Origin of the sequence: Methylovorus menthalis (genome assembly GCF_020523625.1) — a bacterium.
In the GTDB taxonomy this organism is placed as follows: domain Bacteria; phylum Pseudomonadota; class Gammaproteobacteria; order Burkholderiales; family Methylophilaceae; genus Methylovorus; species Methylovorus menthalis.
On record NZ_JAJAQH010000006.1, the window covers coordinates 1,369,880 to 1,391,930 of the forward strand.

The following is a 22,051-nucleotide window of genomic DNA, read 5'->3' on the forward strand; positions in this document are numbered from 1 at the left end:
CCGTTCCATCCTTTAAGAGTTGCACACAACTAAACGCTGGTAATTAGTAGTAAAGCCTGGTTGACCATTATAAAATCGATGAATAACTCATGATTAACAGAGAGGTTCTTGAATGCGTTTTTTTATACTGGCTGTATTGTTGTTGACTGTAGTTGGCTGCGCTTCAAGTGGCGCAAAATATCAGGATGCTCCAAAACCTGATACATCTACTTCTACAGTATATCTTTATCGTCCCGGGAAATTTCTTCTGGGTGCTTTCGATGCCCAATTCACCGTGGATGGGAAGAAAACTGCAAATCTAAGTGGTGGCAGCTATACATACATTCATGTAAATGAAGGTTGTCACCACATCCATCAGTTCTGGCCCTACTATGCCAATTTTGGTAGTTCAACAAATTTTGATTTTTGCTCGAAGGCTGGGGAAGACTATTACATACTATTAGATGGAATAAATGTAGTGACATGGCGACTTACGGAGATAGAAAAATCGAATGCACTTTCTGATATTAGCAATTGCGATTACATACCATCAATCGCGTCCCCGCTGTTAAGATCACAGCAATAACAAAAACCACCTTAATATCGTGAGTCATTCTCACAATTAAGGACACGTAACTTATTCAACTTTAAGTGAGGGGGTTACTCTAAGACTTTAATTATTTTTGTGGGAGATCGTCATAAGTTACAACTAAAGCCACAAAAACCTTCACATAAAATCCCCTAACAAATCTGCTAGCGGGATGAGAAGTTATAAAGTGTTTATTGATTTTTATGGTGCCCGGAGCCGGGGTCGAACCGGCACACCATTACTGGCGAGAGATTTTAAGTCTCTTGTGTCTACCAATTTCACCATCCGGGCAGAAGCGAGACGCTTGGGGATGCGGACGAGGTCCGACGAGCGAAGGGCGCTATTCTACCATCCATAGAGGCAGAATTGCCACTTAAACTACCCGCATTCCCCCACTACTGGCGGAGTGCAAGAAAAATTTTGTCTCGACAACTCAACACGTGGGAATAATCAATCGGGCGCGATTCAAGGCCGCCAGATGCTGAAAACCCGACAGTGTTGTCGGGTTTTCATGGGTTTGCTTGCTGGCTTACTTGCTGCTTTCCTTGGTAATCAACCAGCGATTGTTGGTCTTTTCCAGCGTCAGATATTTCATCGTATCGTCGCTGTATTTACCTGAGGAGTAATGCTGCATAAAGGAAACCGAGGCTTGGGCTTGAGTGCCATCCAGACTGACTTTCACATCCTTCAGCTCCACCACAATCGGCGTAGGCGCGGCAAGGCGTTGCTTGCGTTGCTGCAGCCAGGCGGCTCGAGTGCCCTTTTCAGGTACAAAGCTGTCGGCGTAGAAGCTGACGTAGCGGTTGTAATCCTTGGCTTGCCAGGCAGATGCCCAGTCATTGACTGTCGTCTTCACGAGATCAGCCTCACCGAATTTCACTTCTGCTGGCTTCATTGGTTCGGTATTAAGCGGACGTGCCTTGGCGAGCAGGGCTACCTTGTCGATCTTGAGCACTTCTGGCGCCACGGCTTGGCATGTGGTGTAGTTGTTGTAATCGGTAGCTGTCAGCTCAGGCACATCGGCACGGGTCACATTGAGCTTTTTCAAGAGCTCGCCCTGGCTTGCATAGGTGCGAGCGTAGGCGTTATACAGATCACGCTCGGTGATGGTGTAAGTGCGACGGGCCTGGAAATATTCGTTTTCCGTATCCAGCAAGTCGAGCAGCGTACGTTGACCAATATCAAATTGGCGGCGGTAGGCTTCGCGGGCTTTTTCAATCGCGAGTTGATGCTGGTCGCGGAAATCGAGCTGGCCTTTCAGCTGGCTGATATCGTTATAAGCGATCACCAGTTGCTGGCGGGTATCCACACAGGCCTTGTCGCGCAGGTCTTGCGAGGTGTTCAGCTTTTCAACGGATTGGCTGATCAGCGATTTGTCGGTAAGGCCATTAAACAGATTAAATGTCAGCGTCAATTCAAGGTAGTCGGCAGCTGCAGTGCTGTTACGGCCGTCGGAGCTGACATCCAGACTCTTTTTGCCTTGCAGGTCCAGACGTGGGCTGTAGCGCGCTTTCTTGGTTTTGACTTCGTCTTCAGTAGCCATGATATTTTCAATCGAGGCCAGCAAATCAGGGTTCTGGTTGTACGCGAGTTTCAGGGCATCGGAGGGGCTCTGCTCTACACCTGCCTTGAAGTAATCTACATCTGACAGCGTATCTGCAGGCAAATCCCCCACCAGACGCTGGAAGCGGGCTGTCACGTCATGCAGGTTGGTGGTTTCGGTCAGCAGATTGGCTTCCGCCAGTGCCAGACGGCCGTTGGCTTGTTCCAGATCCACGCGGCGACCAACACCGGCGCCTACGCGCTCTTCAATCTTGTCAAACAGCTGCTTGTGTACGATGTAGTTGTCTTCGGCATACGACACGAGCTGGCGATAGCGCAAAACATCGTTATAGGCCTTCACGGTTTCCAGCGCGGTGTTCTGCATGGAGCCCAGAAGCTCGTAATAGCGTACACGGGCGGCATGGCCCAGGCGGCTCACTTCATTACTGGTAGCAAAACCGTCAAACAACATCTGCTTCAGTACCAGTTGGGTCTGACGGTCAGGGATGTTGGTATTGTTGGTGTTGGAAAATACTTTTTCCTGGGTGCGGATACTGCTGATCAGATCTACCTTGGGAAGAAAACCACCGCGCGCTGCATTTTGCTCTTGCTCAGCGGCTTTGTAGTTGTGGTATCGGCTCTGCACTTCTGGATTGTTCGTCACAGCGCTTTCGACGATCTCCTGCAGAGTAGTTGGTGCTGCCATCCCTGGAGTTGCAGCGGCAATAGCAGCCGCTACAACCATACTTTTATAGATTGCTTTCATTCACTTCACCCCGGCTTGTTATTTAATTATATTTTATGTCCTCAATAATACCTTATCTTTAAGCGATAAGTTATTATAGATATGAGGTTTTTCCCGGCGTATGAATTTAAAATTTAAATCATTCGCCAAATTTACAATAAGTTGTGCACGCAAATCCTGTGCCAAAACCCGTAGGTTAGAGTCATCATTGCTCATTCGCTAACATCTCGCTTTAATCGCAAATGCCTGTGGATCATCTGCACGATGGCATGTTTGCTTTTGGGGATATGGATTCCTGGCATTCAGGCAGCGACGGATTTCAGCAAGTTGCGCCTGCTCGCTGAGCAGCGTTATGGCGACCGGGCAAAAAACACCATTATTGAGCTGGAGGCCCTGCTCAATACCTTGCGAGACGCCCCTGATCAGGAAAAGCTGGAGAAGATCAACCTCTTCGTCAACGACAAAATCCGGCGCTTTGATGACGACATCAATATCTGGGGGCAATCCGATTACTGGGCAACACCGCTGGAATCGCTTGGCCGTGAAGCGGGCGACTGTGAGGATTACAGCATTGCCAAATACGTGTTTTTGCGCGAGTTGGGCATTCCCAATGAAAAACTGCGGCTCACCTATGTACGCGCCAAGATCGGCGGACCCAACAGCCGCATTTCGCAAGCGCACATGATCTTGAGCTACTACCCCACGCCGAATGCAGAGCCGTTGATTCTGGACAACCTCGTCATTTCCATCCGCCCGGCGTCGCGTCGGCCGGATCTGGTACCTATTTTCAGTTTTAACAGCGAAGGGCTGTGGACCGGCACATCGACCACACCAAGTAGCGACTCGTTGAGCCATTTGTCACGCTGGCGCAACGTCCTGGCAAGAATGCAAGCCGATGGTATTGAATAAAAGATTAGGTCAAGGGGGAACACTATGTCGTTGATTAAACAGTTATGGATCGCTATCAGTCTGCTCATGCTGCTGGTTTTTGCGGCCTGCGTCATTGCCAGCATTGAGTCCAGCAAGCACACACTGGAGCAGCAGTTGCAGATGAAGAATATCGACAATGCCACATCGCTCGCTCTCTCGCTGTCGCAGATTGATAAGGAGGACCCGGTCAATGTTGCCTTGCTGTTATCCGCCCAATTCGACAACGGGCATTACCAGCGCATCAAACTGGTAGACCCTGAAGGCAAGCTGATTTCCGAACATAATAACCCAGACATTCAACCCAACACTCCGGGGTGGTTCAATCATCTCTTCAGTATTGAAGTCCACCCGGGGGTCGCCCAGGTACAAAACGGCTGGTCCCAATATGGCACGCTATCGCTGGAAAGCGATGCCACCTTCGCCTATCAGGCATTGTGGGATGGCTCAAAGAAAATGCTGCTGTGGAGCGTGGGTATTGCCTTGCTGGCTGGCGTGCTGGGCTCGTGGCTGCTACGTATCATCACCCGCCCCTTGAGTGAGATGGCCAACATGGCAGAGGCCATTGGCGATCAACGTTTCATTACCATCGCCGAGCCCCGTGTCACCGAATTCAAATCGCTGGCGCAAGCCATGAACCGCTTGTCCAACCGCATCAGGAAAATGCTCACCGAGCAATCGCAACTGCTGGAACAACTGCGTTTTGAAGCCAACTATGAGCCCATATCCGGCCTGATGAACCGCAAGTATTTCACCAGCCGTGTATCGGCCTATCTGGATAATGAAGATAATTTTGAAGAAGGCGTGCTGGTTGTCTCGCATATTGCGGAGCTGGCCGAGATCAATGCCAAGTTTGGCGGCACTGGCACCGACCAGATACTGAAACGTATAGGTCACGCATTAACCGAGCTATGCAAGCCGGAAAATGCCATGTTTGCCGGACGCCTGAGCGGCGCTGACTTTGCGGTTTTCAGTGGCAGCCCGCTCAATCGCGAGCTGTTATGCCAGCAGGTGAAAGACGCGATCATCAGCGCTGCCGCCATTGAGGGCAGCTTCCCTGAGTTCGGCCCACGCACCATCGCCAGCAACATAGGCAGATCGCACCAGCTGGATAGCCTGAAAGACCTGCTTGCCGTGATTCGCGAACGCAACGATCTCACGCAATTGCAGCTGGAAATTGATGACCTGGCCCAACAGGCCGCATCGCAGTTGACCACCACCCGCACCGAGAGCGAATGGCGCGCCCGCCTGGATAACGCCATCATGTCCAAGCGCCTGCGCCTGGCCAGCTTCCCGGTGATCAGCCCGGCCAATACCCTGATTCACAATGAAGGCCCGATGCGCCTGCAGCTGGAGCCCAACGGCCCATGGCTGCCTGCCGCCGAGTTTATCGGCTGGGCGATCAAGCTGGACCTGATTACCGAAATGGACGACTTGCTGGTGCAAATTGCCATTGATGACCTCAAGAATGGCAAGCCAGCCATTGGCCTGAATATCTCCTCGCGCGCCGTGAGCAACCCCGCTTACCTGGATCATTTGCATGCGCTGCTGCAGGCTAATCCAGAAGTGGCAGGCAAGCTGTGGCTGGAGGTGCCGGAAGATGGTGTGTTCCGCCACATGGAAGCTTTCCGCAACTTCTGCCTCATGCTGAAGCCGCTGGGCTGCCATATTGGCGTGGAGCATGTGGGGGCACAGGTGGCACGTCTGGGCGAGCTGCATGATCTTGGCCTCAGCTACATCAAGATTGATGCCTCCGTTATCCGCCATATCGACAGCAACACTGGCAACCAGGCCTTCTTGAAAGGCCTGTGCCTGATCGTCCATTCGCTGGGCATGATGGCGATTGCCGAGGGCGTGCAAACACACGAAGAAATCGCCGCCCTCCCCGCCTTGGGCATCGACGGCATGACCGGCCCCGCTATCCAGACGCCCGCTGTCTAAGCATTACCGTGTGGGCGGCGGCCTACTCCTGGCCGTCACGGCTAGCGCCCATCCATACAGCCAAAAATAAACCCCATCCAGTGCGGATGGGGTTTATTTTTTTACTCTCTGCCGACATGAAGCCAGCAAAAAACCTGCTTCATATCCTTGAGGTCAGCACTTAACTTAAATCACCGGTTTCTCATCGTCCACCAGCAAATCCAGCCCCTTGCCCTGAGTACGCCAGGATTGGCGCTGGACTAACCGTTTCTGGGCGGCATCCGGGAAGTCGGTGAAGTGAATCACGTCCCGCTCGATCAGCAGCAGGATCAAATCTTCCAGCACCCGCGCGAGCTGAATATCACTCTCGCGAAACGCATTCTGATCCTTGAGCGAGCTTTCCAGATACTGCAGATACTCTGGCGACCTGCCATCCACAGACTCCCAACCTGAGGAGTCCATGGCCTCGCGACTCACCGCTTTGATATTGCCAGCCTGATCGCGTAATACGTATGGCATAACGCCCTTTCGGATAATTTAGTCGGTAACCAGTTTGTTGTTGTTTACCAGGTTGGCGATGATCGCGGCATCGGTATGGCCTGCCGTTGTCAAATCCACCCCAGCCAGCACAATGGTCTGGTTTTCAGCCGCACTGTTGAAGCTTGCGCCCACCGTGTGACTATCCGCCGAGAAACCGCCAGTCGAGCTGATATGCACAATGGTATCAGTGCCTGATTTTTCAAAGTGCAGGTAATTCTGCAGGTTGCTGGAGTTTTCGCCCGTCAGCAAATCGCGCAAGTCCAGCTTGTCGCCACCCGAAGCTACCGATGCCTTGTTGAAGTCGGCAATGGTATCCACCGCAGGCGTACCAGGTGTGCCAGCATCAGCCAGATTCCACTTGAAGGTATCCACGCCAGCACCGCCGCTCAGGATATCGTTGCCAGCGCCACCAATCAGCGTGTCATTGCCATTGTCGCCATACAGACGATCATGACCGCCAGCGCCAATCAGGACATCGTTGCCATCACGCCCCATGATGAGGTCAGGATGGTCCGAACCGGTAATGGTCTCGCTAGCTGTGGTGCCAACCTGCACATTGGTCTTGTCGACATTGATTGTCACAGAGGAACCTGCGGTATCGCCGTCCTTGTCCTGCAGCACATAATCCATCTTTTCGGTGATCGCGCCAGACAAGCCATCCGGTGCCTTGTACGAATAAGTACCGCTGTCCATGTCCACCACAAACTGGCCGCCATGCAGCGTCGTCACGGTGATTTCATGCGTGGTGCTGTTGTAGGTGCTGTGGTTGGTTCCGACCACCTCGATGAGGCCAGTTGCCGCATTGAAGCGGTACTCGGTGCCTTCCACCAGGATGCTGCCGACAAAACCGCCGTCGCCGCCTACGCCATTACCTATCATGGTGCCAGTAATCAGTTCGCCAGCAGCCTGGTTCTGGATAGTGCCAGCCAGCACAGCATCCAGCTGAGTGAAGCTAGTGACCAGAATGCCATTCATATTGGTGTTGGTCTGGCCGTCATAAGCCACTGGGTTCAGGGCATTCACGCTATTGATGTCGCTGCCGACGCCAATGGCATAAGACTTAATCTGGTTAGCCTCCAGGAAGGTTTTCCATGCCAGCTCTTCCTGGGTTTGAATGCCAGCATCCGAACCATTGGTGTTAGTGTTGCCGGTAAGGCTAGTGTTACTGCCACTGCCGGTATTAGGTTCGCCATCCGAAATAAAGTAAGCCACATTCTGCGCATTGGTCAGCTTGCCAGCATCATCAAAGGCATCGATGGCATGCGACAGGGCGCTGTCGTAGTTGGTGTTGCCTTTCGGACCATTCACCAGAATCTGATCCAGCTGCGCCTTGGCTTCATCAATCGTCATCCAGTCAGTACCCATCTGGGCTGCCGTCGTCGAGAATACGACCAGGCTGATGCGCGTTTCGCCCAGCGCATCGTACTTGTCCAGCAAGGTCTTGATCGACTGAATGGCACTTGCCAGACGCGAGGTGCCGTCCACGCCATCCTGTGTACGCATACTGCCGGAGACATCCAGCGTAATCAGCAGATTGGTGTCGGTGGTCGAGAGATTGGCCGAGATCGGGTTAGCGACTGGAGAGTCATCTTCCACATTCACGGTCAGGTTGCCGACCGAGGTCACGCCGTTGGCGGTGGCGCTGACGCCAACATTCAGGGTCAGCACATCTTCCGTCTTGGTATCAGGATGATCGAGCGGACGCAGCAGGTTAACGTCGTACTCACCGCCATTATTAATGGTAATGGTCAGCACAGGCTCGCCACCGGCAGAACCGGTCAACGTGCCAGTACCACTGCCAGACCAGGTAATCAGCTGGCCACCAGAGTAATAGTCACCGGTAGGTGCGGTCAGCACGACTGAGGTAACGGCATTGCCATCCGGATCGCTGATGGACAGGGTGCCATGCACACTGGCGCTATTGCTGACATCCACCGTGCCGCCGCTATCTGGCAAGCCACCGGGCAAGCCCTCTTCCGATACGTTGGCGGTGGCAGTACCTACCACTGGCGGGCGGTCATCGGTCGAACCGTTTATGGTAATGGTGAGGTTGGCCGTGGCTGGCGTACCGTCACCATCGTTGATGGTGTAGCTGAAGACATCCTTCAAGGACTGGTTGGCATTCAGCGCATTTACCACCGGATTGGCGTTGTTCAGCGTGTAGGTATAGCTGCCATTGGCATTCAATACCAGCGTGCCATATTGACCAACAAAGGTGCCGGTGGTCGTCACAGGGTTGGCATTTACATCCGGGCCAACAGTGTCGTTATCCACCACATTACCTGTGACCTGATTAGGCGTGGCATCTTCGGTAATGCTGTTGGTGTCATCCACGGCAACAGGAGCGCTGTCCGTGATCACGATATTCAAAGGCGAGCTGGCGGATACGCCGTTGGCATCGGTCAGCGTCACACCAATGCTGTCGGTCACGCTGGAGTTGCTGCTCTGGATGTTCGGATCGTAGGTGTAGCTCACGACACCGGTGGTGGCATCGTAACCCGTCAGCACCAGTGTGCCACGTGGCGTGGTAATGGTGATCGGGTCGGTCGTCAGATTGTTCAGTTGCTGCAGAGTCACCACATGATCGGTCGTGCCGCTAATGGTGATGCTGCCAATACCGGCTTCGGCTTCTACCAGGAAGCTGCCAGGAGTCGCGTCAGCGGTTTCAGGCAAGGTGGTGCCTTCGACGATCAGGCCCGGTGGGCTGTCGGTATGCCCATTGATGGTGATGGTCAGATTGGCCGAGGCCTGTGTACCGTCTGCATCTTGAATCTTGTAGGGGAATACATCCTGCAGGGTCTGGTTGTCATTCAGCGCATTCACCGCCGGGTTGGCGTTGTTAAGCGTGTAGGTGTAAGTGCCGTTCGCATTCAAAACCAGCGTGCCGTATTGGCCGACAAAGGTACCGGTGGTGATGACAGGATCAGCCTTAACATCCGCGCCAATGTCGTCATTGGTGAAGACATTACCGGTCACCTGATTGGATTCGCCATCTTCGGAGATGGTGTTGGTGTCGTTCACCGCAGTGGGGCCGGTGTCGGTGATGTTCACATCCAGCGTATCGGTGGCGGTCTGGCCATTAGTGTCCGTGACGGTAATCGGCAAACTGTCTGTTACCGGTGCCTCACTGGTCTGCACCTTGGGGTCGTAAGTGTAACTCACCACCCCGGTGGTGGCGTTGTAACCCACCACGGTCAGGGTTCCCAAAGAGGTATTTGACACCACGACAGGGGTAGTACCAGCATTGGTCAGCTGCGTCAGGGTTACCACGGTAGTACCAATAGTGATGCTCGCGATTCCGGCAGGAGCAGTGACGGTAAAATCGCCAGAAGTCGCGCCAGCAGTTTCCGGCAAGGTCATTTCACCTGCTTCAACGCCATTGTAATCGGTCAGCTCAATCGAAGGTGGGCTTGCAGGTGTGGCAGCCGCGCCTTCAGGGTCGGAGTAAATGAAGGCTTCGCGCACGAAATCGATCACTGGCGGCGCACCGACGGGATATTCATAACTAAGGGGGGTCACGCCTTCGACGATGCGCAGCAGGTTAACGAAGGTAGAACCGTGCTCGTTGCCGGCCGAGCCAATCAGACCAGCGGCGGTTTCTTCCAGCACTTCGTTAATGTCGCGGCCTTGTTCAATGGCCTGGATAACGGCTTGTACGGTCGCTTCGCTGACGGCACTTTCCGTGCCTTCAGGGGCGATGAATTCGGCCAGCTCAGGGGTGAACTTCACCGTCTGGTCAGCGGAGATTTCAATTTTCTGGCCGGTGGTCAGGAGGATATCAACGACAACGCCCTGCGCAGTCGTAACGACTTCGCCCGGCTGTATGCTGTCGCCTACTTTGAGCATGCGGCGTTCGCCATGTTCGTTCACTGCAAATGCATTGCCGCCGCCATTGATTGCTACTACGGTACCGATCGCTGCCATGATGTACCTGACCTTTCTACAAAATTACTGATGGAGCGATTAAACCCCATCCATGCATCAAAAAATATTGTACCAAGGTACTAGACCCCGAAATTTCATCAGCCCTGTCGATCATTCAACATCAGGGCAAGCTGCAGGCGATCACGTATCGCCAGCCGCTCGAAGATGGCCGTCAGATGGGCCTTGACCGTGCGCTCGGTAATATCCAGCTCGCGCGCAATCAATTTGTTGCTGAGGCCTTCTGCCGCCTTTAGTGCCACCTCGCGTTCGCGCGGGGTGAGTTGATCCAGCGTGGCATTGATCTTGGTCTGGCTGGAGCCCACCATGGTGCGGCCGACGGTGATCAGGCGCTGCAATACTTCCGGCCCTAGCCATACGCCACCCAACTGCACCACGCGTCGCACCTCGCCCAGCACGTCGGCTGAACTATAGGCGTGGCAATAGCCTGCGGCGCCCTGCTGAAAAGCCGCCACCGCTTCGTTGGTATCCGGTGCATTGGCCAGCACCAGCACGCGCGCCTGGGCAAAGCGGCCGAGCAGGCCTGCCACATCGGCCAGCATGCTCTCGGTATTCCCGGCATTGACGTGCAGCCAGATCAAGGCCTGGCCAACATCGGCATTCAATGCGGCACTTTCCTTGAATACCGCCCCTTCGGGGCAAACCTGCTGCCAATCCGCCAGCAAGCGCCCCCCTGCAGAAATGAAGATATCGCGCATGGTGTTGTTATCGTTCCGTGAATGCGTATGAGCGAGCCTTGAGCACCGGCTTCAAGAGATAGGAGAGCACTGTTTTACGGCCGGTCATGATATCCACCTGCGCCACCATGCCAGGAATAATCGGCAGGCCCTTGCCCAAGTTGGAGCGTATGGTTTTTACGCGGACGATATAGAACGCATTGCCTTTGTCGTCCACCACCGAGTCGGCGGAAATACTCTCCACCTTGGCCTCCAGCGTGCCATAGATGGTGTAGTCATAAGCCGTCAGTTTCACCGTGGCAGGCTGCCCAAAACTGATGAAGTCGATGTCACGCGGCTGAATCTTGGTTTCCAGGATCAGCGCGTCGTCGGTCGGCACAATCTCCATGACCTCTTTGCCCGGCTGGATAACACCGCCCACCGTATTAATAAAGAGGCGGCTCACCGTGCCCTTGACCGGCGACTTCAGAGTGGACTGCACGACCTTGTCATTCAGCGCGACGCTGGTTTCCACCAGGCTATTGAGCTTGGCGGTGGTATCCGACAGCTCGGTGCGTACCTTGCTACGGAATGATTGCTGCGCCTCGCTCACCTTGCGCGATGCTTCAGAAATTGCCGCCTGTACGCGGCCGATCTGCGCACGGGCCTGATCGCGGTCGCCACGCAGGCGGGCGGTATCGCGCTCCAGTCGCAGGAGATCCACTTCAGAGACCGCGCCTGTGCCCAGCAATGGCTTGGTCACCGCCAGTTCGCGGCTGCTCAGTTCCAAGCCGCGCTCGGCCTGCTCAAGCTTGGCCTGTATTTCCATCAATTCACGCTGACGCTGGGTAAGCTGTTCGCGTGCAATCGCCACTTGGGATGCCACTTCGTCCTTGCTGGCGAAATACAGGGCCTGCTCTTGCGAATACACCGACGGGTTTTCCTTCATCACCTCCGGTGGTGGTAGGAATGCTGTATCGTCCGCCAGCGCACGCAAGCGCGCCTGCTTGGCTACCAGCGACAAATATTGCGAGCGGTTTTCGCGCAGGGACGAAATCGCCCGCGTTTCATCAATACGCACCAGTGGCGTACCGACATTGACCGATTGGCCTTCGTGCACCAGCAGCGAAGTGACAATCCCGCCATCGAGAGACTGGATCACCTGCACCTGCTTAGATGGGATCACCCGGCCTTCCCCGCGTGTCACTTCATCTACCTTGGTCACCGCCGCCCAGATCAGCAGCAGCACGATCACGCCGGCCACCCAGTACAGGACTTTTTTGGCGCGCAGGGTTTGCTGTTCCAGCATGGCAAGCTCGGCTTCTTCCTGCCATGAGGCATCTCCCTCGGCCTTGGCGGGCGTCCATTTGTCCAGCATCCAGCGCACAGGCTTGCTTAGCAGGCCAACACGATTAAAAAGCCCATGAATGGCACCCAGTGCCTTGAATAAAAGCTGGCTCATGCGGCTTTCCCCACTTTACCGGTACGTAAGGCATCAATGACCAGATCTTTCTGACCATCGGCCATGATCTTGCCGCCGTCTATCACAATAATTCTATCCACCATATCGAACAGCGAGGAACGATGGGTAATCACCAGCAGTGTCCTGCCGGTGGAGGCCTCCGTCAGGCGTTTCTTCACCGCCTCTTCGCCGGAGTGATCCATGGCGCTGGTCGGCTCATCCAGCAGGTAGATCACTGGGTTGTTGATCACCGCACGGGCAATGCCCACGCCCTGGCGCTGACCGCCAGACAGCGTATCGCCGCGCTCGCCCACGGGCATGTCAAAGCCTTGCGGATGGGTGTTGATGAATTCATCAATGCCACCCACATGTGCGGCATGCAGCACCTGCTCGCCCGTGGCATGCGGGGCGGCAATGGCGATGTTGTCGCGCATGGACCCGAAAAACAGATGGGTGTCCTGCTGCACATAGCCAATCGCCCGGCGCAGCTCGGCGGGGTCTATCTGGCGTGAATCAATACCGTCGATCAATATCGCGCCTGCCGTAGGCTGATAGAGCCCGAGTATCAGTTTCTGGATGGTAGTCTTGCCGGAACCCATGCGGCCAAGAATGGCAACATGCTCACCCGCCTTGATCTTGAACGAGACATTGCGCAGTGCATTAGCCTCGGAGCCGGGATAATTGAAGCTGACATCGCGAAACTCGATATCGCCATTGAAGCTGGGGCGGGAAAGAAAGCGGAAATCCACCGGGCGCTCCACCGGCTTGTTCATGACTTCTTCAAGCGAAGTCAGTGACGTAGCCGCATTGTGGTATTGCGTCATCATGCCTGCCGCCTGCGAGATAGGCGCCAGCGCACGCGAGGCCAGCATGGTGCAGGCGATCATGCCGCCCATGGTAAGGTCACCATTGATCACCAGATACACGCCCAGCAGCACCAGCGACACCGTCACCAGCTGCTGCAGCCCCATAGCGCCATTGTTGATAGAGGCTGACAGCAGCTTGAGCTTGCTGCCGACTTCGGTCAGGTAGGTCGCGGTTTTCTCCCAGCGACGCTGCATCTGACCTTCGATACCCAATGCCTTGACGGTTTCCAGCCCGACCAGGCTTTCAATCAGCGTGGCATTGCGAATGGAGCTGGCACGGAACATGGTTTCGGAAAGCTCCTGCATCTTGGTCTGCGCGCTGAAGGAATACACCAGCAGAATCGCTGCGCCCACCAATACAGGAATCACCATGGGCCATGAAATCCAGGCCATGACACCAATAAAGATCAGGGCAAACGGAATATCGATCAGCGTGGTAATGGTGGCCGAGGTAATAAAGTCGCGCACGGTTTCAAACGCGCGCAGATTGGCGGCAAACGAGCCGACGGACGTGGGTCGCTGCTCCATGCGCACGCCCAGCACCTGTTCCATGATGCGGGCAGACAGTTTGATATCCACGCGATGGCTGGCCCAATCCAGGAAATAGCCGCGGATGGTACGCAGGGCAAAATCAGCCAGCACTATCAAGCCTATACCCGCGGCCAGTACCCACAGTGTTTCCACCGAGCGGTTAGGCACAATGCGGTCATACACATTCATGGTGAAAATAGGCATCGCCAGCGCAAACAAGTTAATCAGCAAAGCTGCCAGCATGATGTCGCGATATACCTTGCTGTTTTCGGCAAGTGTGCCCCAGAACCAGTGGCGCATGCGCACATTACCGACAGTGGGCGCACGTTTGTCAAAGGTGAACTTGGGCTTGGCGACAATCGCGTAACCGCTGTAGCGCGACAGCAGCTCCTCTTCCGAAATGCTGACTTCGGCATCACCCAGCTCAGGGAATATCATGCGCAGATGCTGGCGGGATTCATCCCAGCCGACCAGCACGCAAGCCTCATCATCCGCCAGCAGCAGAATCGCCGGCAGGAACTCGCGACGTATGTCACCCAGCGGCTTTTTGATCACCGTCGCCACCAGATTGGCGCGTGCCGCCGTACGACGCACCAAGGCGGGCGTCATTTTGCCATCGCGTAGCGGCAGGCCCGCACTCAGCGCATCCCGCGTGATGGCCACACCATGAAAACGACATACAATCAACAAGGCTTCAAGCAGACTATCCTTGACCTGCGGCTGCGCCCCTAAAAATTCCTCATCACGATTCATAGTCACACTGTCTTTTGCAATAATCGGGCAACCACAGCTGCCACGGGCATTCGTTGTTGATCATGCAAGCGCTGCGCCTGCGCAAGAAATGCTCAAGCGCATGACACTGCCTTCAGGCCAGGCAGGCCGCGCATGAAAAAAGCCCGATCACGATCGGGCCTGAAGTTATTATTGGGGAGAGGCTGAAAGGCAGCTTTTCATGAACGCCTTGCGCGCATCGCCAGCCAAAGATTTGGCACTGGCATCTGCATTACAGGTTTTCATTTTTTCTTGCTGCGTGGGAGGAGTCACTTTTGCGCTCAGACAGCTCTTCATGAAAGCCTTGCGCTCATCTCCTGCCAGCGACTTGGCGCTGGCATCGGCGTTGCAGGTTTTCATCTTGAGCTGCTGCGCTGACATAGGGTCAGCACTAAGGCAGTTTTTCATGAAGGCTTTACGGGCATCGCCTGCCAGGGATTGGCTGCTTGCCTCATCGTTACAGGATTTCATTTTTTCTTGCTGGGTACCGGCGTAAACCGTCGTCATACCCATGCAGATCAAGGCCATGGCGGCCAGTGTATTCTTCATGCTTCCCCCGTTATTGTGTTAGGCGCATTACTGCTGCTGTTTATCACAACACCCCGTGCAGTAGTATGCCGCATTTACGATGGCAATCACCATCGGCATGCGCCTGTAACTGAATATTAACCGAAGCATGCGGCAATACACAATCGGCGATCATGAGGAAAGGGGAATGCAGGGAACACGGGAGCATAAATGCAAAAAGGGGAAAGCATTTCTGCTTTCCCCTTTAATCTGGAGCGGGAAACGAGTCTCGAACTCGCGACCTCAACCTTGGCAAGGTTGCGCTCTACCAACTGAGCTATTCCCGCATGTACTGGAGGCGCGAGCCGGAGTCGAACCGGCCTAAACGGCTTTGCAGGCCGCGGCATAACCGCTTTGCTATCGCGCCATCGCGCCGGAGTTCAATCCGGAGCAAAAAAGGGAAAGCATACATGCGCTGCTTTCCCTTTTTTTAATCTGGAGCGGGAAACGAGTCTCGAACTCGCGACCTCAACCTTGGCAAGGTTGCGCTCTACCAACTGAGCTATTCCCGCATCGAAAGAAGGCGCCATTTTAAGGATTTTCGGGGTTGTGTCAACACCCGCTGCGCCTTATTTTATCTCTTTCATGCGGGGCCAGGCCGCCTTCAAATAGTAAGCCATTGACAGCAATGTCAAAAATGCCGCGATCCACACCAGCACCGTACCGACGAGTTGGATATCCAGCCCGGCGATTGGGTCGTGATAAAGCAAAAACAGGATGGCCGCCATCTGCACGGTGGTCTTGAACTTGCCGATTTGCGCCACGGCGACACTGCTGCCCTCGCCCATGCCCGCCATCCATTCACGCAACGCGCTGATAGCGATTTCACGGCCAATGATGATAAAAGCAATCACCGCCCCCACGCGCTCAAAGTCCACCAGTACGACCAGCGCGGCTGCCACCATCAGCTTGTCCGCCACAGGATCAAGGAATGCACCAAAGGCGGAGGTCTGGTTAAGCTTGCGGGCGAGGTATCCATCAAACCAGTCGGTCAGGGCTGCCAGCGCGAACAACACCGCTGCGCTGAAGTTGACCCAATGTGCCGGGATCACGCTGACGGGCATGTAGAAAATTCCGACAAAAATCGGAATCATCAGGATGCGGGTCACGGTAAGCGTATTGGGTATGTTCCAATGCATGAGTGGGGTCGCCTTTTTTCTGATCAGATAATGCGTTGTTATTGTTAATGTAATTCGTCGTATATTTTTTGCGCCAGCGCCAGGCTGATGCCTTCTACCTGCGCAAGCTCATCGGCACTGGCATTTTTGACGCCATCCAGCCCGCCAAACCGGGTCAGCAGACGCTGGCGCCGCTTGGCACCGATACCCGTGATGTCCTCCAGGCTTGAGTGCATGCGGGCCTTGCCGCGACGCGCACGATGGCCGGTAATGGCAAAGCGGTGCGCTTCATCGCGGATCTGCTGCAGCAGGTGCAAGCCTGGGTGATCATTGCGCAAGCCCACCGGCGTATCGCGATCCGGGAAGAACATCTGCTCCAGGCCGGGCTTGCGCTCCTCACCTTTGGCAATACCGACCAGCTGGATGTCCGGCAAGCCTACTTCATGCATGACTTCCACCGCAACCCCAAGCTGCCCTTTGCCACCATCAATAAACACCAGATCCGGCAGCAGACCCTCGCCTGCTGCGACCTTTTTATAGCGGCGCGTCAGGGCATCGCGCATGGCGGCATAATCGTCGCCCGGGGTGATGCCCGTAATATTGTAGCGGCGATATTCCGAATTCTGCATGGCGCCACGATCAAACACCACGCAAGAGGCAACGGTGGCCTCCCCCATGGTGTGGCTGATATCAAAACACTCGATGCGCTCGGTGGTTTCAGGCAAATCCAGCGCCTCGCGCAGCGCTACCAGGCGAGCGTGCTGATTGGCATTGGCAGCGCTACGTTGTTCCAGCGCCAGCTCGGCATTGGTTTGCGCCATCTTCAGCCACACGCGCTTGTCGCCGATGGGGTTGGTATTGATCTTGACCTTGCGCCCGGCCTGCTCGCTCAGCACTTCTTCCAGCTCTGCCGTTTCCATGCCCTCGACCCCGACAATAATGAGGGGCGGGGTATTCTGCGGCATGTAGTGCTGCTCCAGGAAAGCTTCGGCGGTCATACGGGCATCCGCGCCTTCGGCATTCTTGGGGAAATGGCTCTTGTCACCCAGATGGCGACCGCCACGTATCATCACCAGATTGACACATAACTGCCCATGCAGCTCGGCGCAGGCAATCACATCGGCATCGCTAATGGTAAAGTCGCTGACGAACTGCTTGGCCTGCACTTGGCGCAGGCTCTGCATACGGTCACGGTAAACAGCGGCCATCTCGTATTCCTGCTCCTCAGCCGCCTGCATCATCTTCTGGCTGAGCTCATCCATCACCTGCTGTTCACGCCCCTGCAAAAACAGGGTGGCATGGCTGACATCGCGTCGATAATTCTCTTCCGAAATAAAGTTAACGCAGGGCGCGGTGCAGCGCTGAATCTGGTATTGCAGACAGGGACGCGAGCGATTGGCAAACACCGTATTTTCACAGGTGCGCAAGCGGAAGACTTTTTGCAGCAACTGTATACTCTCGCGTACTGCCACGGCATTGGGGAAAGGGCCAAAATAGCTATTGCCTTTGCGCTGCGTGCCCCGGTGGAAGGCCAGTCGCGGAAACGCATCGCCGGTCAGGGTGATATAGGGATATGACTTGTCATCGCGAAACAGCACGTTGTAACGCGGCATAAAGCTCTTGATGAGGTTATTCTCAAGCAGCAGGGCTTCGGCTTCGGAGCGGGTGACGGTGGTTTCGATGCGCTCGATTTGCGACACCATCATGCGTGTGCGCGGGCTGGGCAGATTCTTCTGAAAATAGGATGACACGCGCTTTTTAAGATCGCGCGCTTTGCCCACATAGATCACCGCGTCTTCGGCGTTGATCATGCGATACACGCCCGGCAGATTGGGCAGGTTTTTCAGTATGGGTTTAGGGTCAAACATAGGGTTCAGGTAAGGGCCAGCCTGGATGGGTTAAGCAGAGGCAGTTTAGCCCGCATTGACGCCAGTTCCGCCACCTTTACCGGGGCAGTGCTCACCGCTGGCAGTATGTGCAGGGCAATTACTCGTCGAGCAGCTTTCCGGCGATGGCCCAGTCTTCATATTGAACTTCGTCAAACGTGATGTAAGTGTAACTGGCAGGCTTGTTCGCCACGCGCTCCATGGTCTTGGTCACTTCTTCAGCAATTTGGGCTTTTTGCTCGCGGCTCAAGGGGCCGGCATGCTTGATGTTGATATAAGGCATTTTATCCTCCTGTTGCGTGGTTCCAGTTGCGTACTTGAGATCAGCGATGACAGGGAATACCCTCCCCGCTTGCGATTACCCTCAGGCTGGCTGCCCCGCCTTTTTGGTGAGCCAGCAGCCAACCTTGCCTGCATTGAGTGCAGCCACCGTTTCCGGCTGCAAGGTCACATGCTCGATATCAAAGCGGTCATGCAATAGCGTACGTATCGCATTCAATACCTCATGCCAGTGTTCCATGTCGTCCAGCACAATATGCGCAGACAAGGCACTCACCTCGGAAGACAGCGACCAGATATGCACGCTGTGCACTTCTTGTACTTCCGGTACGCCTTGCAGGGCGCGTGTCACTTCCTGAATCGAAATATGCGAAGGCACACCTTCCATCAGCACGTGCAACACTTCACGCAACAAGCGGAAGGTAGAGAACAGGATCAAGGCCGAGATCAGCAGTGACAACAAAGGATCAATCAACATCCAGCCGGTGAAGTAGATCACGGCACCCGCAGCGAGCGCCGCCACCGAGCCCAGCAAATCGCCCAGCACATGCAGCAAGGCGGCTTTATGGTTGACGTTATCCTGATGCTGATGCAATTGCCTTGCCACCAGCAGATTGACCAGCAGGCCGACAAAGGCAATGCCCATGACTTCAAGACTATGCACTTGCTGCGGGGTTTGCAGGCGTTCGATAGCCTCGAAAACGATGGCACCCACGACCGCCAGCATCACTAGGCAGTTAATGAAGGCGACGATGATTTCGGCACGCATCAGGCCATAGCTATGTTTTTGCGATGCAGGCTTGGCGGCAATCCAGGTGCCAAGCCAGGCCAGGCCGAGCGCGGCCGAGTCGGAAAACATATGGCCGGCATCGCCCATCAGGGCTAGCGAGCCGGAGTACCAGCCGCCTACCGCCTCGATACAGGCAAACGCCAGGGTCAGCAACAATGGCCACTTCAGGCTGTTACTGGCGTGGGAATGGGAGTGTCCATGATGGTGATCTGAACCGTGAGCATGGTCATGATGGTCGTGCCCCTCATGCTCATGTTCAGCTTCATCGTGCGCGTGGGTGTGGTGGTCGTGTTTCATAGAGTTGCTATGCTAACAGTCTGATATGGCAAATCCAATAACAAAAAGCCCGCATCAAGGCCAGCACGGGGCTGTACATCAGGCTGGGCCATACAATCATCACACCAGCTGCTCTGATTCAAGGGGCTGGTGGCGCCGATATCTCGCCCTCTTTAGCGCGAATGCGGGCACGCAATCTATCCTTGGCAGAGGCCTTCTCATCCGGGTCAATAAACCCATCCTTGTTGCTGTCCATGCGTTTAAAGATTTTTTCAGAAGGCTTGAATTCAGACGCGCGAAACTCCTGCAAGCTAATACGGCCATCGCCATTGGTATCTGCCCGCATATGATGTCTTTCGGCAGATGAGCCATCTTCAGCGGCATGCGCCATGCCGATCAGCAAAACCATAGGAGGGACTATCCAGTAACCATGTTGCATGCGTCAAATCTCCCAGTGAAATGAAGGGGCACCATTCATGCTCCCCGCAGACATAGCATATACCTTAAGCAAAACGAACCTGTCGTCAATCGCGTTGACCAATCTACCATGCAATTTTGCAAGCACCAGACTGACTCAGCCTTATAATATAGCTAACCATCGCCAAGGAGCCTGCCATGAAGATTGTCACCCCCCTGTTAACTGCCCTTCTGCTATCCAGCCTGCCCGCTCTGGCGGCTGAAAAAATCGTAGTGGTGAATGCCATCAGCGACGATGGTGTCGGCAAGATCATTGGCACCGTGAAGCTGAGCGATAGCGACAAGGGGTTGGTAATAGACCCCGACCTTGGCGAAGTTAGCCCCGGGGAACATGGCCTGCACGTGCATGAAAATCCAAGTTGCGAGGCCGCAGACAAAGACGGCAAAAAAACCGCCGGTCTGGCTGCAGGTGGTCATTATGACCCCAACAAAACAGCCAAGCACGAAGGTCCGCAGGGGCATGGCCATGCCGGCGATCTGCCGGCGCTACAGGTGAAGGCAGATGGCAGTGCTACCCAGATACTGGTGGCACCCAATCTCAAGCTTTCCGACATTACCGGCCGTAGCCTGATGGTACATGCAGGCGCTGACAATTACAGTGACCAGCCCAAGCCATTAGGCGGTGGTGGTGCCCGCGTGGCTTGCGGCATTATTGAATAACAAGGACCAAGAAGCACATGCTGAGTTATCGTCACGCCTTTCACGCTGGCAATCATGCCGACGTGCTTAAACATTTTGTACTCATGCAAGTGCTACAGTACACCGGCCAGAAGGGCAAACCCTACTGGTATATCGACACCCATGCTGGCGCGGGAAAATACGCACTGGATACTGGCTACGCCATGCAAAATGCCGAATTTGAAAGCGGTATTTCGCGCCTGTGGCAAGCCACCGACCTGCCCGCAACGCTGGCGGAATATGTGCACCTGATCCGGCAGGAAAATCCGGATGGCAAGCTGCGCCTTTACCCCGGCTCCCCTGCCGTTGCCGAAGCCTGCCTGCGGGATGAAGATCGCATGCGCCTGTTTGAGCTGCACCCCAATGACTTCAAGCTGCTGCGCCAGACCTTCCAGCATGGCGGGCGCAAGGTCATGCTGTTTGCCGATGATGGATTTGCCGGCATCAAGGCCCTGCTGCCACCACCGCCACGCCGCGCCGTGGTACTGATAGACCCTCCCTATGAGGAAAAGCAGGATTACCAGCGCGTGGTCACGGCCCTGCAAGATGCCTTGCAACGCTTTGCCACTGGCACTTACATTATCTGGTATCCCCTGCTGCAGCGTGCCGAACCCAAGCAGATGATAGACAAGCTGAAGCGTTTGCAACTGCCCAGCTGGCTGCATGTGACGCTCACAGTGCAACGCCCATCGGAAGAAGGCTTTGGCATGCATGGCAGCGGGCTCTTTATTGTGAATCCGCCATGGACGCTGCCAGCCACACTGCAAGAAACTTTACCCTGGCTGGTCGAGTCTCTTGGGCAGGACGACGGTGCCAGCTACACACTGGAGCATCAGATCCCCTGATCCATCGGCAATGAGTATTCATCATGCATAATGTCTGCATCTTCCCGACTTCAGGCAGCAAGGCCCATACCGATTTTATTTTGACGAGGAACCTTCATGGCGACCGCTAGCAACACCCGCAATACCCCGCAAAAGATGCACCCGATGGCCACCATACTGTTTGGTAGCCGCTGGTTGCAATTACCGCTCTACCTTGGCCTGATTGTGGCCCAGGGGGTGTATGTATTTCACTTCATGGTCGAGCTTGTGCATCTGGTGCAAAAAGTACCCGACATGCACGAAGCCGACATCATGCTGATTGTGCTGGGCCTGATTGATGTGGTGATGATCTCCAACCTGCTCATCATGGTGATCGTGGGCGGTTATGAAACCTTTGTCTCGCGCCTCAACCTAAAAGGCCATCCAGACGAACCCGACTGGCTTTCGCATGTGAATGCCAATCTGCTCAAGGTCAAGCTGGCCACGGCCATCATCGGCATTTCATCGATTCATCTGCTGAAGACCTTCATCAATGCGCCCAATCTGGATGACAAGACCATGCTCTGGCAAACAGTCATCCATATGGCCTTTGTGTTGTCAGCCGTATCAATTGCCTGGATAGACCGCCTGATGACGCACGCGGACAATAAGCACTAAATCTGATGTATCTCCTGCAAGCCGCTCAC

18 protein-coding genes and 4 tRNA genes are annotated in these 22,051 nt (G+C 54.9%); 6 read left to right on the forward strand and 16 right to left on the reverse strand.

Annotation, left to right across the window (positions count from 1 at the left end; all coding sequences use genetic code 11):
• Window positions 1-112 precede the first annotated feature (112 nt).
• A complete protein-coding gene (locus LG204_RS12270; protein ID WP_230337542.1) occupies window positions 113-565 on the forward strand; it encodes a DUF2846 domain-containing protein in 453 nt (150 codons plus the stop codon).
• A gap of 207 nt (window positions 566-772) precedes the next feature.
• Here LG204_RS12270 and LG204_RS12275 read toward each other — a convergent pair.
• Both LG204_RS12275 and LG204_RS12280 read right to left on the reverse strand, forming a co-directional pair.
• Window positions 773-859, reverse strand: a tRNA-Leu gene (locus LG204_RS12275).
• Between the two features lie 238 nt (window positions 860-1,097).
• The gene (locus tag LG204_RS12280) at window positions 1,098-2,816 is read right to left on the reverse strand and encodes a TolC family outer membrane protein (protein WP_230337543.1); all 1,719 of its coding nucleotides are present in this window, start codon (window positions 2,814-2,816) and stop codon (window positions 1,098-1,100) included.
• 303 nt (window positions 2,817-3,119) lie between these two features.
• Between LG204_RS12280 and LG204_RS12285 the strand changes: the two genes are divergently transcribed.
• Both LG204_RS12285 and LG204_RS12290 read left to right on the forward strand, forming a co-directional pair.
• Window positions 3,120-3,764, forward strand: coding sequence for a transglutaminase-like cysteine peptidase (locus LG204_RS12285; protein WP_230337544.1), 645 nt, complete (start codon window positions 3,120-3,122; stop codon window positions 3,762-3,764).
• A gap of 24 nt (window positions 3,765-3,788) precedes the next feature.
• A complete protein-coding gene (locus LG204_RS12290) occupies window positions 3,789-5,723 on the forward strand; it encodes a bifunctional diguanylate cyclase/phosphodiesterase (protein ID WP_230337545.1) in 1,935 nt (644 codons plus the stop codon).
• A 165-nt stretch (window positions 5,724-5,888) separates the two neighbouring features.
• On the opposite strand, the gene LG204_RS12295 is transcribed toward LG204_RS12290, so the two are convergent.
• The 14 genes from LG204_RS12295 to LG204_RS12360 form a co-directional block, all read right to left on the reverse strand.
• Window positions 5,889-6,221 carry a hypothetical protein gene (locus tag LG204_RS12295; RefSeq protein WP_230337546.1) on the reverse strand — a complete coding sequence of 111 codons (333 nt, stop codon included), beginning with the start codon at window positions 6,219-6,221 and terminating at the stop codon, window positions 5,889-5,891.
• 18 nt (window positions 6,222-6,239) lie between these two features.
• The gene (locus tag LG204_RS12300) at window positions 6,240-10,166 is read right to left on the reverse strand and encodes a retention module-containing protein (RefSeq protein ID WP_230337547.1); all 3,927 of its coding nucleotides are present in this window, start codon (window positions 10,164-10,166) and stop codon (window positions 6,240-6,242) included.
• Window positions 10,167-10,264: 98 nt separating this feature from the next.
• Entirely contained in the window at window positions 10,265-10,882 is a 618-nt protein-coding gene (locus tag LG204_RS12305; RefSeq protein WP_230337548.1) for a LuxR family transcriptional regulator, read from the reverse strand.
• 7 nt (window positions 10,883-10,889) lie between these two features.
• A complete protein-coding gene (locus tag LG204_RS12310) occupies window positions 10,890-12,302 on the reverse strand; it encodes an HlyD family type I secretion periplasmic adaptor subunit (RefSeq protein ID WP_230337549.1) in 1,413 nt (470 codons plus the stop codon).
• Complete coding sequence (locus tag LG204_RS12315) at window positions 12,299-14,452, reverse strand: type I secretion system permease/ATPase (RefSeq protein ID WP_230337550.1); 2,154 nt, start codon at window positions 14,450-14,452, stop codon at window positions 12,299-12,301. The genes LG204_RS12310 and LG204_RS12315 overlap by 4 nt, the downstream gene beginning before the upstream one ends.
• A gap of 168 nt (window positions 14,453-14,620) precedes the next feature.
• Window positions 14,621-15,019: a PsiF family protein gene (locus tag LG204_RS14160; RefSeq protein WP_230337551.1), complete on the reverse strand. Its 399-nt coding sequence runs from the start codon at window positions 15,017-15,019 to the stop codon at window positions 14,621-14,623.
• 229 nt (window positions 15,020-15,248) lie between these two features.
• Window positions 15,249-15,324 (reverse strand) — tRNA-Gly (locus LG204_RS12325).
• Between the two features lie 6 nt (window positions 15,325-15,330).
• A tRNA-Cys gene (locus LG204_RS12330) sits at window positions 15,331-15,404 on the reverse strand.
• Between the two features lie 69 nt (window positions 15,405-15,473).
• Window positions 15,474-15,549: transfer RNA gene (locus tag LG204_RS12335), tRNA-Gly, on the reverse strand.
• Between the two features lie 57 nt (window positions 15,550-15,606).
• Window positions 15,607-16,176, reverse strand: coding sequence for a CDP-diacylglycerol--glycerol-3-phosphate 3-phosphatidyltransferase (gene pgsA / locus LG204_RS12340; RefSeq protein WP_230337552.1), 570 nt, complete (start codon window positions 16,174-16,176; stop codon window positions 15,607-15,609).
• Window positions 16,177-16,220: 44 nt separating this feature from the next.
• A complete protein-coding gene (gene uvrC, locus LG204_RS12345) occupies window positions 16,221-18,023 on the reverse strand; it encodes an excinuclease ABC subunit UvrC (protein ID WP_230337553.1) in 1,803 nt (600 codons plus the stop codon).
• A 118-nt stretch (window positions 18,024-18,141) separates the two neighbouring features.
• On the reverse strand, window positions 18,142-18,324 hold the full coding sequence (locus LG204_RS12350; protein WP_230337554.1) for a tautomerase family protein: 183 nt from the start codon (window positions 18,322-18,324) through the stop codon (window positions 18,142-18,144).
• 81 nt (window positions 18,325-18,405) lie between these two features.
• On the reverse strand, window positions 18,406-19,407 hold the full coding sequence (locus LG204_RS12355; protein WP_230337555.1) for a cation diffusion facilitator family transporter: 1,002 nt from the start codon (window positions 19,405-19,407) through the stop codon (window positions 18,406-18,408).
• Window positions 19,408-19,525: 118 nt separating this feature from the next.
• Complete coding sequence (locus tag LG204_RS12360) at window positions 19,526-19,825, reverse strand: EF-hand domain-containing protein (protein WP_230337556.1); 300 nt, start codon at window positions 19,823-19,825, stop codon at window positions 19,526-19,528.
• Between the two features lie 176 nt (window positions 19,826-20,001).
• Between LG204_RS12360 and sodC the strand changes: the two genes are divergently transcribed.
• The 3 genes from sodC (at window position 20,002) to LG204_RS12375 (ending at window position 22,022) form a co-directional block, all read left to right on the forward strand.
• Window positions 20,002-20,523 (forward strand): superoxide dismutase family protein, encoded by a 522-nt coding sequence (gene sodC / locus LG204_RS12365; RefSeq protein ID WP_230337557.1) that lies wholly within the window; start codon window positions 20,002-20,004, stop codon window positions 20,521-20,523.
• A 17-nt stretch (window positions 20,524-20,540) separates the two neighbouring features.
• Complete coding sequence (locus tag LG204_RS12370; protein ID WP_230337558.1) at window positions 20,541-21,386, forward strand: 23S rRNA (adenine(2030)-N(6))-methyltransferase RlmJ; 846 nt, start codon at window positions 20,541-20,543, stop codon at window positions 21,384-21,386.
• A gap of 96 nt (window positions 21,387-21,482) precedes the next feature.
• The gene (locus LG204_RS12375; protein ID WP_230337559.1) at window positions 21,483-22,022 is read left to right on the forward strand and encodes a TIGR00645 family protein; all 540 of its coding nucleotides are present in this window, start codon (window positions 21,483-21,485) and stop codon (window positions 22,020-22,022) included.
• Window positions 22,023-22,051: the final 29 nt, after the last annotated feature.

Coding starts and splice junctions, on each gene's coding strand:
- LG204_RS12270 (WP_230337542.1), top strand. CDS start 113: ATGCGTTTTTTTATACTGGCTGTATTGTTGTTGACTGTAGTTGGCTGC.
- LG204_RS12280 (WP_230337543.1), bottom strand. CDS start 2,816: ATGGCAGCACCAACTACTCTGCAGGAGATCGTCGAAAGCGCTGTGACG.
- LG204_RS12285 (WP_230337544.1), top strand. CDS start 3,120: ATGGCATGTTTGCTTTTGGGGATATGGATTCCTGGCATTCAGGCAGCG.
- LG204_RS12290 (WP_230337545.1), top strand. CDS start 3,789: ATGTCGTTGATTAAACAGTTATGGATCGCTATCAGTCTGCTCATGCTG.
- LG204_RS12295 (WP_230337546.1), bottom strand. CDS start 6,221: ATGCCATACGTATTACGCGATCAGGCTGGCAATATCAAAGCGGTGAGT.
- LG204_RS12300 (WP_230337547.1), bottom strand. CDS start 10,166: ATGGCAGCGATCGGTACCGTAGTAGCAATCAATGGCGGCGGCAATGCA.
- LG204_RS12305 (WP_230337548.1), bottom strand. CDS start 10,882: ATGCGCGATATCTTCATTTCTGCAGGGGGGCGCTTGCTGGCGGATTGG.
- LG204_RS12310 (WP_230337549.1), bottom strand. CDS start 12,302: ATGAGCCAGCTTTTATTCAAGGCACTGGGTGCCATTCATGGGCTTTTT.
- LG204_RS12315 (WP_230337550.1), bottom strand. CDS start 14,452: ATGAATCGTGATGAGGAATTTTTAGGGGCGCAGCCGCAGGTCAAGGAT.
- LG204_RS14160 (WP_230337551.1), bottom strand. CDS start 15,019: ATGAAGAATACACTGGCCGCCATGGCCTTGATCTGCATGGGTATGACG.
- pgsA (WP_230337552.1), bottom strand. CDS start 16,176: ATGCATTGGAACATACCCAATACGCTTACCGTGACCCGCATCCTGATG.
- uvrC (WP_230337553.1), bottom strand. CDS start 18,023: ATGTTTGACCCTAAACCCATACTGAAAAACCTGCCCAATCTGCCGGGC.
- LG204_RS12350 (WP_230337554.1), bottom strand. CDS start 18,324: ATGCCTTATATCAACATCAAGCATGCCGGCCCCTTGAGCCGCGAGCAA.
- LG204_RS12355 (WP_230337555.1), bottom strand. CDS start 19,407: ATGAAACACGACCACCACACCCACGCGCACGATGAAGCTGAACATGAG.
- LG204_RS12360 (WP_230337556.1), bottom strand. CDS start 19,825: ATGCAACATGGTTACTGGATAGTCCCTCCTATGGTTTTGCTGATCGGC.
- sodC (WP_230337557.1), top strand. CDS start 20,002: ATGAAGATTGTCACCCCCCTGTTAACTGCCCTTCTGCTATCCAGCCTG.
- LG204_RS12370 (WP_230337558.1), top strand. CDS start 20,541: ATGCTGAGTTATCGTCACGCCTTTCACGCTGGCAATCATGCCGACGTG.
- LG204_RS12375 (WP_230337559.1), top strand. CDS start 21,483: ATGGCGACCGCTAGCAACACCCGCAATACCCCGCAAAAGATGCACCCG.